Source organism: Nocardia sp. NPDC051990, from assembly GCF_040680755.1.
Taxonomy (GTDB): domain Bacteria; phylum Actinomycetota; class Actinomycetes; order Mycobacteriales; family Mycobacteriaceae; genus Nocardia.
In genome coordinates this window covers 1-12,075 of record NZ_JBFAXH010000019.1, presented here as the reverse complement: position 1 = coordinate 12,075, position 12,075 = coordinate 1, and the positions used below count along the sequence as shown (strand labels likewise).

The window sequence follows — 12,075 nt, the reverse complement described above, 5'->3', positions numbered from 1 at the left end:
CTCAGATGTTCTGTGGGAAGCCGAGGTTGATGCCGCCGTGGCTGGGGTCGAGCCAGCGTTCGGTGACCACTTTGGCGCGGGTGAAGAAGTGCACGCCTTCGGTGCCGTGCGCGTGGGTGTCGCCGAAGAGGCTGTTCTTCCAGCCGCCGAAGCTGTAGTAGGCCATGGGCACCGGGATGGGGACATTGATGCCGACCATGCCCACCTCGACCTCGTTCTGGAAGCGCCGGGCCGCGCCGCCATCGTTGGTGAAGATGGCGGTGCCGTTGCCGTAGGGATTGGCGTTGATCAGATCGAGGGCTTCGTCGTAGGTATCCACGCGCACAACCGACAGGACAGGCCCGAAGATCTCGTCGGTGTAGACGGTCATCTCGGGGGTGACGTGGTCGAGGAGGGTCGGGCCCAGCCAGAAGCCATCGGTGAGATCGGCTGCCTCCCCGTGGGGTTCGACATCGCGGCCGTCCACGACGACGGTCGCGCCCGCGGCCGCGCCGGCGTCGACGTAGGAGGTGACGCGATCGCGGTGGGCCTTGGTGACCAGCGGCCCCATATCGGTCCCGCAGGTTCCGTCGCCGGTTTTCAGCGTCCGGGTGCGCTCAACGATCTTGGCGATCAGCTCATCGGCGATATCGCCGACGGCGATCAGTGCGGAGATGGCCATGCAGCGTTCCCCAGCGGAGCCGAATCCCGCATTGACCATAGCGTCGGCGGCCAGGTCCAGATCAGCGTCGGGCAGGACGACTGCGTGGTTTTTCGCGCCGCCGAGCGCCTGCACACGCTTGCCGGTGGCGGTGCCGCGCTCGTACACGTACTGGGCGATGGGGGTGGAGCCGACGAAGCTGACGGCCTTGATGTTGCGGCTGTCGAGCAGTGTGTCCACCGCGACCTTGTCGCCCTGGAGCACGTTGAAGACACCGTCGGGCAGTCCCGCTTCGCTCCACAGCCGTGCCAGCCAGATCGAGGCCGTCGGATCTTTCTCACTGGGCTTGAGCACGACAGTGTTGCCAGCCGCGATGGCGACGGGGAAGAACCACATGGGCACCATGGCAGGGAAGTTGAACGGGGAGATGATCGCGACCGGTCCCAGCGGCTGCCGCAGTGAGAACACGTCCACCTTGGTCGAGGCGTTCTCGGTGAACCCGCCCTTGAGCAGATGTGGTATGCCGCAGGCGAATTCGACGACATCCTGACCGCGGGAGATCTCACCGACGGCGTCCGGGAGCACCTTGCCGTGTTCGGCGGTGATGATCTCGGCAAGCTCATGCTTGCGGGCGTTGAGCAGCTCCCGGAATCGGAACAGCACATCGACGCGCTTGGCAAGCGAGGTGTCGCGCCAGCCCGGAAAGGCGGCGCGGGCGGCGTCGATCACCGTGCGGGCATCGACGGCGTCGGCGAGCGCCACGTGGCCGGTGACCGCGCCGGTGGCCGGATTGGTGACGGGTGCGGTGCCGCCGCCGGTGCCCACGAACTCCTTTCCGTTGAGCCAATGCCGAATGGTTGTCGTCGAGCCAGGAACTGCTTGAGTCATGTAGGCATGTTGTTTCGTCATCTATGCACGGGTCAACAGCCAAACGTGCACGTTGCGGTGCAGATTTGCACAAGTAGCATGTGACGCATGGCGACGGCGGACAGTCTGCGGTTCTTTCTCCAGGTCGCCAGGTCGGGGCGGCTCAACGAGGCGGCGCGGGTACTCGGCGTCGACCACACGACGGTGGGCCGGCGCATCACCGCGCTGGAGAAATCGTTCGGGTACCGCTTGTTCGACCGGGCACCCCACGGGTGGCGGCTCACCGAGGCCGGCGCGCGGCTGCTGCCCCGCGCGGAGGCGGTTGAGGCGGCGGTGATCGCGGCGTTCGAGTCGCACGATGCGGCGCTCGGCGGGTTGACCGGCACCGTGCGGATCGTCGCGCCGGATGGGTTCGGCGCGTTCGTCATTACGCCGCACTTGGTAGATCTGCGGCGCCGGCATCCCCAACTCGACGTCGAATTGGTCACTGCCACCGAGCACGGCTCTATTTCGGCGCGCCATTTCGACGTGGCGGTCACGCTGGAACGGCCCTCGCCACGCTACCTGCGCTCGTCGGAACTGGCCTCCTACGATCTGCGGCTATACGCCGCCGACGCCTACCTCGCCACCGCCGCTCCGCTGCGTGATCTGCGGGACCTGCGGGCGCACACACTGATCTCGTATGTCGACGCGTTGCTCGATGTCGCCCCGCTGCGTTTCCTGAGCGCACTGCCGCACGAACAGCACGTTGCGATCCAGACGAACAACATCACCGGCCACTGGCTCGCGGCCCGCAGTGGACTCGGAATCGTGCCCCTGCCGACGTATATCGGCGACGCGGACAGTTCGCTGCGGGTGGTGCTCGATGACGGGTTCGCGGTCCGCCGCACATACTGGCTGGTCGTGCCGCGCGATCTGGCACGTCTGGGGCGGGTGACGGCGGTCGTGGAGTTCCTGCGCGACGTGGTCGCCGCCGACCATTACTTCACCGTGCCGAAACGGGACCGCCGCGACCCCGAAACGGTCGTGCCCCGGCGGCGCCGTAGCAGCGAGCGCTAACTCGGAGCGTGCATTTTTGCTACAACCCATGCAGATCTGGGCATTGCGACGCGCACTCGTCCGCACGACTATCGGACTGCGTTTTGCCATGCGCATCACACGAACACGATGATCTGGCTGCGGTCATGAAGGAGTATCCGATGAGCGTGCGGACGGCGCTGCAGCTGCAGCGGTGTGGCCTGGCTGTGGTAGCCCGACCGTGTCCCATACTCGCGCAGCCTGGAGGTGAACCATGGTCGCGCCGACCCTCACATCCGCCCGCCTGAGCCCCGTGTCCGCCCGGGTGCCGGTGCGCCGCACGAGGTTGTTCGCCCTACCCGAGATGCGTTGGGCTGCACTGGCATTGGGCCTGTTTTTGCTCGGCCTGGTCGCTCAGCTGGCCGGTGCCCCGGTCTGGGCGTGGTGGGCGCTGTATCTGGCCTGCTACGGGGCTGGTGGCTGGGAGCCCGGCCTGGCCGGGTTGCGCGCGCTGCGGGAGAAGACCCTGGATGTGGATCTGCTGATGGTGGTCGCGACGATCGGCGCGGCGGCGATCGGGCAGATCACCGACGGTGCGCTGCTGATCGTCATCTTCGCCACCTCCGGCGCCTTAGAAGCCCTCGCCACCGCCCGCACCGAGGACTCGGTGCGAGGGCTTCTGGATCTTGCGCCAGAGACCGCGACCCGCGTCGACGCCGACGGTGGGGAGCAGACGGTGGCGGCGGCCGACCTCGAGGTCGCAGACCTGCTTATAGTGCGTCCCGGTGAGCGGATCCCCGCCGATGCCACGGTGATCGGCGGCGGCAGCGAGGTCGATCAGGCCACCATCACCGGCGAGCCGCTGCCGGTGAACAAGACCATCGGCGACGAGGTGTTCGCCGGAACGACCAACGGCACCGGTGTGTTGCGGTTGCGGGTGGATCGCCGCGCCGCCGATTCGGTGGTGGCGCGCGTCGCCGCCTTGGTCGAGGAGGCCAGCCAGACCAAGGCCAAGACGCAGCTGTTCATCGAGAAGGTCGAACAGCGCTACTCCGTGTCCGAGACACCGCAGCAGCAGCGACACATGTCCCGACCTTGCTCATGACTGCCCAGGGGCAACTCGACGCGGTCCGAGCCACCGTCTCCCCGCGCATAACCAACATCGTGCGTGCGGTCGACGTGCCGCTTGCAGGACATTGGCTCGTCGAGGAGAAGCCCGAGTTCGTCACCGCGGAACTACAGCGCTTCCTCTCCTGACAACACCGCTCCCGACGTTTGTGCTGAGCAGGCGTAGCACCTGGCCGGCCCACGCCCTCGGGTCAGTCCGCGTAGGCTCCGCAGGAGATATCGATCTGGGCGTCGGTGATCGATCGGGCCCGTTCGGAGGCGGCGAAGGAGGCGACATAGCCGACATCGGCGAGGGTGGCGGCGCGCTTCAAAAGAGTGGCGTCGATCATGCCCTGCTTGGCTGGTTCGGTCTGCGGGATGTCGGGGAGGCTCTCGGGGATGCCGCCGGTGCGCAGCGTGAGCACGCGGATATTGTGCGGGCCGAGCTCGCAGGCCCACTGGCGGCGCAGCGCTTCGATCGTGTCGCTGCCGATCTGGACAGTGCCGAGGCCGGGCATTCTGCTGGCGTAATCCGAGCCGCCGAAGAAGAGGATGACGCCGGATTCTTGCGTGACCATATGCCTGGCGGCGGCCTGCGTGGTGTTCAGCTGGGAGGTGACCAATCGGGACATTGAGCTCGCGAAGGCGGAGACCGGGAGGTCGGCGAGCGGACCGAACATCGCCTCCTGGGAGATGACGTTTACCGAAATATCGAGGCTGCCGGCTTTTTCGACAATGGCGGCGGCGTGATCGTTCACCACGGCGGCATCCAGGACGTCGACCACGGCGGTTTCGGCGCGACCGCCGTCCGCGCGGATCTTGTCGGCGACGGCGTCCAAGGTAGCGGCGGTACGGCCGACCAGGAAGCAGTTCGCGCCTTCGGACGCGAAGCCTGCGGCAATAGCGGAACCGATGGAACCGGCTGCGCCGTAGATGACGGCGGTTTTGTTGTCGAGGAGCATGAGGGTCTCGTTCCGTGTGCGGTGAATTCCTGACACGAATGACGCTAATGGCGCGGTACTTGCGGCCGAATCCGTCGACTTACCGGCGTCTGAGGGCGGTGACCGGGGTCGGATAAGTCACCCGTGCGTAGTTCGGGCTTATATCCGGAACTGTGCGAGGTCGGCTCGGCGGGCGATACCCAGCTTGGGGTAGGCGTTGTAGAGGTGGTGGCCGATGGTGCGCGGGCTGAGGAAGAGCCGGGCGCCGATTTCCTTATTGCTGTATCCGGCGGCTGCCAGTCGGACCACCTGAGTTTCCTGTGGGGTCAGCTGCGCCAGCGGATCGGTGCGGCGTGGTGCCGTCGGCTGATCTCCGAGTGCGGCGAGCTCGGTGTGCACCCGGCCCACCCAGGCCCGCGCGCCGAGCTGCTCGAAGGTGTCGAGAGCCTCGACGAGCTGGATGCGTGCATCGGCGCGTCTTCGGCGGCGGCGCAGCCACTCGCCGTAGACCAACTGGGTGCGCGCACGGTCGTAAGGGCCGCCGTGTTTGTCGTGCTGTGCCAGCGCGGCCGAGTAGAGGCTCTCGGCGTCCTCGCCGGTCGCCAGCAGGGCTCCGCAACGCAGGGACAGCGCCGCCGGCAAGGGGGTTCCGACACTCTCGGCCCATTGTTCGAAGGCAACGAGGTGATAGTCCGCCCGCTCGCGGCGACCGCCGCGCACGGCCGCCTCGATGTGATCGGGTACCGCGCGAATCAGGAAGTCGTACGCGGCGGGACCGGTGCAGACGCTGTCGAGCCGGTCGAGTGCGGCCTCGAAATCGCCCGCGGCCAGATCCGCGATCGCGACTCCCCAGTCAGTGAGCGCAGCATGCGTCCGGTGGGTCGCAGACAATTCCGGCAGGATCTCTCCCGCCAGCGCACGACATCCCGGCCTGTCCCCGCTCACCGCGGCCAGCCACACCTCGATCGCTCGCAGCGCGCCCGCCTCGATCGGCATGCCGATCTCCTCGCTAAGCGTAATACCCTCGGCCGCAGCAGATCTCGCTTCACCGAAAGCGCCGGAGAACCCATGCGCGAGTGCGGCCAGTTCGAGCGCGTACGGAATCCAGTGCAGCTCACCGATCGCACGGGAGCCCGCGATCATCTCGCTCATGATCGTGGCGGTGGCCGCGTCGTCGGCCAGCATCAATCCACTGAATGCGGCGACCACTTTGTGCAGGTCGTCCACCGCATCCCCCTGTGCCGCAAGGATTTGCGCTGCCATGACCGCCACGGCCGGTGCGGGCTTACCGCCGAGCAGGTCGGCCCAGGCGATCTGGGCAGCCAGATGCGGGCGCAGCGGCGAATCCTCCGGCAACCGGATGGAGTTCAGCAGCTCGGTGCCCCGCAACAGCAGCGCGCGGTCCGCCGCGTCACGCGCGCAGCAGACCGCCTCGGCCAGGATGAACACCGCGTGTTCAGGATCAGTGTCCGCGATCAGCGCAGCGGCCCGCAGGCTGAGCTCGGCATCGGCGGCGGGCGAGGTGCGTTCATACTCGACCTGGGCTCTGATATGCGTTGCGTCGGCGATGATTCCGAGGTCATCGGTAAGCGCTGCGGCCTCGGCGGCGAGGCGGGTCGCCCGGTCCGGTTTACCGGCATCGTAGGCGGCGCGCGCGGCCAGCAGAATGCGGTGCGCTTTGCGCGCCGGATCTACGCTCAGCCGCCCGGCGCGATCGTAAGCCGCCGAGACGGCCATCGCCCCGCCACGGCGTTGTTGGCGCCGCGCGGTCTGTTCGAGCGCGGCGGCCACGCTCTCATCGGGTTTCGTGGTTGCCGCCGCGAGGTGCCAGGCGCGGCGGTCGGCGTCCGCGTCGGCGGTCAGCTCTCGGGCGAAGCGCTCGTGCACGGCGATCCGCTGATGGTGTGCCGCGTTCCGGTAGACGGCGGCGCGGATGAGCGGATGCCGGAACACCAGCCGATCGGTCTCCACGGTAACCAGTCCTGCGTGTTCCGCCGGCTCCAGATCCGCACCCGACAATCCGAACCCGGCGGCGACGCAGAGCACCGTGCCTATCTCGGTGCCGCTGTCGGCCGCGGCGATCAGCAGCAGAGTTCTCGTGTCCGCGGGAAGCTCGGCGATCTGTGCGCGGAAGCTCTCCTGCACCCGGGACGTCGCCGCCAGCGGACCGACCTCATGGCCGGGATCGACCCGCCCGGTGGCTTCCGCGGTGCGGCGCGAACCGCCCAATTCCAGCAACGCCAGCGGATTACCGTCCGATTCCGCCAGCACCCGCTCGCGCCCCGGCACGGTGAGTCCCGGCGTGCACCGATCGAGCAACTCCTCGGCCGCTGCCCGTGGCAGTCCGGCCAAGCGCATGCTCGCGATGCCCGGAGTCGGGAAGGGGACGGCAGTTTCGCGCACACCGAGAATCATCGCCACAGAGTCCTCGCCGAACCGCCGCGCGGCGAACAGGAGCGCGTCCATGGAGCCTTGATCTATCCACTGAGCATCGTCCACGAGCAGCAGCGTCGGCGTCTCGGCGGCCAGCTCCGCGAGTAGCGTCAACGTCGCGGCGCCGACCAGGAAACGATTGACCTCCGTCGCCTCCGCCTGCCCGAACGCCGTCAGCAGGGCCGCCGCCTGCGGGCCGGGCAGTCCGTCGATCCGATCGGCAAAAGGGTTCAGCAGCATATGCAGCACCCCGAACCCCAATTCGGCCTCGGATTCGATTCCGACACCCCGCAACACCCGCATGCCCTCGGCGGCCTCACCGGCGTACCGGAGCAGCGCCGATTTCCCGATCCCCGCCTCCCCGCGAATCGCTAGCACCCGACCGTGTCCCGCCATCGCATCGGCCAGCAGCACGTGTATGTCGGCCAGCTCGCCGTCCCGTCCCACCAGCATTTCGTCAGCATAATTCCGGCCGGTGCCATCCGGTACGTCTGACAGGAATCGGCCGCACCGTTCGACCGCACCGTCCTGGAGCAAGTCGCGGCTACGCCATCCGGCTCAACGGCACCGACAGGCATCGCTGAGCTGCTGCGATTCACGTACGCTCGGGGAGCGTGTTCGAGCCGGACTGGATCGTGTCCAATACGGCTGCCGCAGTGAAACTCCCGCTCGACGTCATGAAGACTCGAGAACGGCTGTGAAGCCACGGCGGTCGCCGTATTGGCGTCTGCCGCAGCGGCGGAACAATATCCTGCATTCGTGGAAGTATCACTTGGCCAGAGGATCGCCACCAGCGATGAAGTCAACGGCGTGACCTCGATCGCAGGTGCGTGGTTTCGGCACAAATGCTCGTGACGTGAGGTCCTTTACCATGAATATGGGGAATCCGTTCGGTCACAGCGAATTTCACTCCCACAACCGCGAGCACGGCAATGTTGGAAGGTCTTCGGTCACGTTGTCATCGACCGTGACAACGACCTCCGGTGATCCGTGAGCCAGCTCATCGGCGACATTCTGGGCCTGTTCGGCCGACCTCTGATAGTCCAACCTCAGCGCATCGGATTCGATCCGGATGTGTCGTGGCCTACGCGCCGAAGTGCCGGTTTCCGAGCGTTCGTCGTGGTGATGATGTGCTCGTAGCCGAGCTGTTTGCTCAGTCGGATCACCTCGCAGTAGTGGGGATGGAGCGTCGGCTCCCCACCGAGAATGGTCAATTTGCTCCCGCCCAGCCGACGCCACGTGGTGAGGGTGTCCACGATCTTGGGCAGCGGCATCTTCAACGCCCGGTGCAGCCGTTCGCCCATGTAGCAGTGCTCGCATCGAAGTCGGCACGCCTCGGTGATGTAGAGGTAAGTGGGATGTGAGGGCGATGCAAGAGTACGGTGTCAGGGTTGCCGACATGACATGGCGCAGCGGCTATCGAGCCGAGGGGAAAACGATTCTGGTTACCGGTGCCAGCGCGGGTATCGGATATTTTGTCGCGGAGCAACTCGCGGCCACTGGCGCCACCGTGGTGCTTGGCTGTCGTGACACCGCCAAGGCCGACCTTGCGATACGCGCGATCCGAGCACGGGTTCCGGACGCTCGACTGCGGTCGGTGCGCTTGGATCTGGCGGATCTGTCCTCGCTGCCTGCGACAGTGGACGCCCTCGGCGTCGAGTGCCTGGATGCGGTCGTGCTCAATGCCGGAGTACTACTGTCGGGCCCCGAACGTTACGTGAACGCTCGGGGGCACGAATTGATGTTCGCGACAAACCATCTCGGGCACTTCGCGCTGGTCGCGCACATGTTGCCGATGCTGACGGCTGCCTCGCACAGCCGGGTGATCACGGTGGGAAGCTTCGCCGCGCGGTCGGAACTGCTGGATCTTGCCGATCTGCAGTCAGAGCGCGACTATCGGTCCAAACGCAGCTACGGGCGATCGAAACTGGCCCAGATGCTGTTCGGTTTCGAATTGGATCGCCGACTGCGGGCACGCGATGCCGATACCACCAGCATCGTCGTCCATCCCGGCGGTGCCCTGGACGCGCTGACCCCCTCGCGGCCACCATTGTTCGTCCGCACCAGCGCCCAGCGCTTGCGCGGGCTACCCGCAAGCGTTGTGCTGCACGGCAAACACGCGGGGGCCGAAAGCATCGTCCGAGCCGTCCTCGACACCGAGATCACCGGTGGGCAATTGTTGGGGCCAAGAGTTTTCGGTCTCCGCGGACGACCACGCCGCGAAACACCCCACGCACACATGACCGACCTCGACGCCGCCGATGGGCTCTGGGCCGCCAGTGCCGCCCTCACCGGCGTGGATCCGCTCGAGCGTCCGGCTACGCTGATCCGGCCATGACCACCGCTGCTGATCCGCCCGAATCACCATGATCGACGACCCGAAATGCCGTGCAGCTCATGATCCTAACCCGTCCACCGGGCGACGCTCCGCCACGAACAGGACCGCCACGGGCTCCTGAACAGCGACCAGGGTGGCGGCGCGTCCATCGACGAAGATTCGAGAGGCGACGGCTGGAGAGAATCACACGGAAACCGAACCTGGCGGGCGCATCGACCTCTACTGATCTTCTGCGCGCGGAGGTGTATAGCGCTGCAGTCGCTGCCGCGGAACGTGATCCGGGGGTGTTTCGTCTGGCCGCACCGACCGGGTTGGGGAAGACCTTCGCCCAAGGTGCGTTCGGGCTGCAGCACGCGCGGGCTTGGGGGAAGTCTCGTGTGGTCATCGCTGTGCCGTTCGTGACGATCACCGAACAGAACACCGATGTGTATCGAGGGTTATTCGACACCGAGGAACAGCCGGTGGTGCTCGAGCATCATTCCAGTGTTCGCTTCGAACCAGACAGGGATGTGCCCGCTCCGCTGACCGAGGCGCAGAGGTGGGGGCGGCTGGCGGCTGAGAATTGGGATGCGTCGTTCGTGGTGACGACGACGGTGCAGTTGTTCCAGTCGTTGTTCGGCCGCAAGCCTTCCCAAGTGCGTAAGCTTCATCGGCTGGCGAACGCTGTGCTGATTCTCGACGAGGTGCAACATCGGCGCGGCGCTGCTGTCGCGGAGTCAAAACCGTTGCTGCCCTGCGTTTCACGTGTGCGTAGTAATGGTGGACAGGGGTTCTCGATCCGGCGCATGGCGCATCTGGCAGCCGCGCTGCCTCCGACAGCTGAAGGTGTCGACGTCGGGCTAGCAGCGGGCGCGGGAGGCGGGGGATGTCGTTCCGAACGCTGATTGCTGCATGTCCGCGCCTTCTAACCCTCGCGACCGGGGAAGACATGCGCCAGTACGAAACTTGCCTACAAACGCACGATAATGCCGCCTATCGCGCGGTTACAGAGCGCGCGCACATGCCGATTATCGAGTGGTAGACGCTGATCAGCTCTGGGATCATCGGGGTCGGCGTTCGACATCGGTGCCGGTGGGAGGAAATCGCGGATGACCACGGTGCGGCGGTTCTGGATCGAATTCGACCCGCAGGAGTGCTCCGACGCCCGGTTCCGGCAGGGCGTCGGTGTGACCGGCTTCGATGTGCGGGATTGCTTGTCGATGGTTGCGGATCTGGTCCCCGACGGACTGTTGCCACCCGTGCATCGAATTACCGTCGACATCTCGCTGGCCGAGCCACTGCCGGTGAATCCCCGCCATCTCGGAGTCCCGGTGTGGCGCGGCGTGTGGTATCCACCCGTGAACCTCGGAACCGGGCCGACTCGCGACATCGACCGAAGAGGTGCGCCCTCCGACTACCCGCCGCCTGTCACAGCATCACACCGCCGAGTGCGGGCCGGCGAGACCCTGCGCACGAAAACCACGTGGTGGGACGAAATCCCGCATATCGATGGCCTGCTGTGGCCGTTGGTGGATATGCACCGCGCCGAGCGCGGGCCGTGGAATGCGGCATTACGCCCCGGCGCTGCGCGCCGCCTGCGCCACGGATCCGACCTACGGGGGCCTGGTGCGCGAAGCCCTCGACTACATGATCGCGTGGCGCCCGACACCGGACGAATGGTTCGATCCGACCGAAACCATGTTCGCCGATCAGCGGGAACTCGACGAGTACCTGCGAGCCTTCCGCGCCTACTTGTTCGGAACTCGCCCGGAGCCGATCTACCCTCCCGGCGGGGAACGGCTTTCACCCGACGCGCAACCACGACTTCCCGAGGACGCGTGAAACCCTCCGGGGTCCAGGACGTCCCGCGATTGCCGCTCGGTGCGCGACTGAGCAGTGCGGAACGCGCCGCGGCTCAAGACATCCGGTAATGCCGCTGGGCGCGCGGCTACAGAGCGCGCGCACATGCCGAGTTGAGTGCGTTCGTTCGAAAGCAAAGGCCTGTCGAGTCGGATCGAATCACTAGGGTGGTCTGCACCTGTTCGAGCGGATATTGCAGGTGGAGTGGGTACCCGTATATGTTGGCGCAGTGATCTTCTCTTATGGAAAGGGCGCCGTGCGCCCCTGCCGGTGATCCCGGCAAGTGGCTGATTTCCGGCGATACGGATGACCAGACCACTCTTCTTATTCACCCACTCAGTCTCAGCGCCTTGCACGGCTCAGGACCATGGCCTCGGCACTACTTCGATGCGCTACCGGTGCTGGTCCGATTCGCCGAGTTGCTCGCGACCACGGCTCCAACCATCACCCGCATCCGTTCCGTGCAAACCATCACGAGGTTGCTGAAAGATCCACCCCCGGAACTGGATTGGCCATCCGGCGAGGTCGCCCGTCTGGCCGGGAATTACTCGGCGCTGTTCGCGCGCACCGAATGGTCCGATGAGGTCGAGGCCAGACTTGCCGAACCGGATGGTGAATTCGGTTTCAACCGATACACGCACCGCTACCACCCCGCCCGCATCCTCATCGACGAGCTGAACGAAGCCGCGGCCACGTACCGATCCACCGGCGAGACGGGATTTCACCATGGCCATCAATAAGATCCAGTTCGACAGACAAGTCCAGTTCCCCCGCCCACGCCGCTGGCTCCTCGCCGGAATCCTCCCGATCATGCGACGTGACCGGGTCATCCCACGTATCGACGGCGTGCCACTCACCGATCTGATCGACAGATTCGAACTCGACGCAGGTAT

General features: G+C 66.1%; 10 protein-coding genes and 1 pseudogene. 7 read left to right on the top strand and 4 right to left on the bottom strand.

Annotated features, from left to right (window positions below; genetic code table 11):
• Window position 1: 1 nt before the first annotated feature.
• Window positions 2–1,528, bottom strand: a complete 1,527-nt coding sequence (locus tag AB0L63_RS26875) for a CoA-acylating methylmalonate-semialdehyde dehydrogenase (protein ID WP_364505935.1) — start codon at window positions 1,526–1,528, stop codon at window positions 2–4.
• A gap of 87 nt (window positions 1,529–1,615) precedes the next feature.
• Between AB0L63_RS26875 and AB0L63_RS26870 the strand changes: the two genes are divergently transcribed.
• The 3 genes and pseudogenes from AB0L63_RS26870 to AB0L63_RS26860 all read left to right on the top strand — a co-directional run bounded on the left by AB0L63_RS26870 (window position 1,616) and on the right by AB0L63_RS26860 (window position 3,781).
• On the top strand, window positions 1,616–2,566 hold the full coding sequence (locus AB0L63_RS26870; RefSeq protein WP_364505933.1) for a LysR family transcriptional regulator: 951 nt from the start codon (window positions 1,616–1,618) through the stop codon (window positions 2,564–2,566).
• A 232-nt stretch (window positions 2,567–2,798) separates the two neighbouring features.
• A pseudogene (locus AB0L63_RS26865) lies at window positions 2,799–3,581 on the top strand (heavy metal translocating P-type ATPase); the annotation flags it as partial.
• Between the two features lie 44 nt (window positions 3,582–3,625).
• On the top strand, window positions 3,626–3,781 hold the full coding sequence (locus tag AB0L63_RS26860) for a hypothetical protein (RefSeq protein WP_364505931.1): 156 nt from the start codon (window positions 3,626–3,628) through the stop codon (window positions 3,779–3,781).
• Window positions 3,782–3,843: 62 nt separating this feature from the next.
• On the opposite strand, the gene AB0L63_RS26855 is transcribed toward AB0L63_RS26860, so the two are convergent.
• The 3 genes from AB0L63_RS26855 to AB0L63_RS26845 form a co-directional block, all read right to left on the bottom strand.
• A complete protein-coding gene (locus AB0L63_RS26855; protein WP_364505929.1) occupies window positions 3,844–4,593 on the bottom strand; it encodes an SDR family oxidoreductase in 750 nt (249 codons plus the stop codon).
• A 138-nt stretch (window positions 4,594–4,731) separates the two neighbouring features.
• Entirely contained in the window at window positions 4,732–7,458 is a 2,727-nt protein-coding gene (locus AB0L63_RS26850) for an AAA family ATPase (RefSeq protein WP_364505927.1), read from the bottom strand.
• 596 nt (window positions 7,459–8,054) lie between these two features.
• Window positions 8,055–8,348 carry a radical SAM protein gene (locus AB0L63_RS26845; RefSeq protein WP_364506223.1) on the bottom strand — a complete coding sequence of 98 codons (294 nt, stop codon included), beginning with the start codon at window positions 8,346–8,348 and terminating at the stop codon, window positions 8,055–8,057.
• Window positions 8,349–8,404: 56 nt separating this feature from the next.
• Here AB0L63_RS26845 and AB0L63_RS26840 point away from each other — a divergent pair, with 56 nt between their 5' ends.
• From AB0L63_RS26840 to AB0L63_RS26825, 4 genes are all read left to right on the top strand, one after another.
• Entirely contained in the window at window positions 8,405–9,343 is a 939-nt protein-coding gene (locus AB0L63_RS26840) for an SDR family NAD(P)-dependent oxidoreductase (protein WP_364505925.1), read from the top strand.
• A gap of 59 nt (window positions 9,344–9,402) precedes the next feature.
• Complete coding sequence (locus AB0L63_RS26835; protein ID WP_364506220.1) at window positions 9,403–10,227, top strand: DEAD/DEAH box helicase; 825 nt, start codon at window positions 9,403–9,405, stop codon at window positions 10,225–10,227.
• 658 nt (window positions 10,228–10,885) lie between these two features.
• A complete protein-coding gene (locus AB0L63_RS26830; protein WP_364505923.1) occupies window positions 10,886–11,164 on the top strand; it encodes a hypothetical protein in 279 nt (92 codons plus the stop codon).
• Between the two features lie 416 nt (window positions 11,165–11,580).
• On the top strand, window positions 11,581–11,922 hold the full coding sequence (locus tag AB0L63_RS26825) for a hypothetical protein (RefSeq protein WP_364505921.1): 342 nt from the start codon (window positions 11,581–11,583) through the stop codon (window positions 11,920–11,922).
• The last annotated feature ends 153 nt before the right edge of the window (window positions 11,923–12,075 follow it).

Excerpts from the sequence above, each read along its gene's own strand:
- AB0L63_RS26875 (WP_364505935.1), bottom strand. The coding sequence starts at position 1,528 with ATGACTCAAGCAGTTCCTGGCTCGACGACAACCATTCGGCATTGGCTC.
- AB0L63_RS26870 (WP_364505933.1), top strand. The coding sequence starts at position 1,616 with ATGGCGACGGCGGACAGTCTGCGGTTCTTTCTCCAGGTCGCCAGGTCG.
- AB0L63_RS26860 (WP_364505931.1), top strand. The coding sequence starts at position 3,626 with ATGACTGCCCAGGGGCAACTCGACGCGGTCCGAGCCACCGTCTCCCCG.
- AB0L63_RS26855 (WP_364505929.1), bottom strand. The coding sequence starts at position 4,593 with ATGCTCCTCGACAACAAAACCGCCGTCATCTACGGCGCAGCCGGTTCC.
- AB0L63_RS26850 (WP_364505927.1), bottom strand. The coding sequence starts at position 7,458 with ATGCTGGTGGGACGGGACGGCGAGCTGGCCGACATACACGTGCTGCTG.
- AB0L63_RS26840 (WP_364505925.1), top strand. The coding sequence starts at position 8,405 with ATGACATGGCGCAGCGGCTATCGAGCCGAGGGGAAAACGATTCTGGTT.
- AB0L63_RS26835 (WP_364506220.1), top strand. The coding sequence starts at position 9,403 with ATGATCCTAACCCGTCCACCGGGCGACGCTCCGCCACGAACAGGACCG.
- AB0L63_RS26830 (WP_364505923.1), top strand. The coding sequence starts at position 10,886 with ATGCGGCATTACGCCCCGGCGCTGCGCGCCGCCTGCGCCACGGATCCG.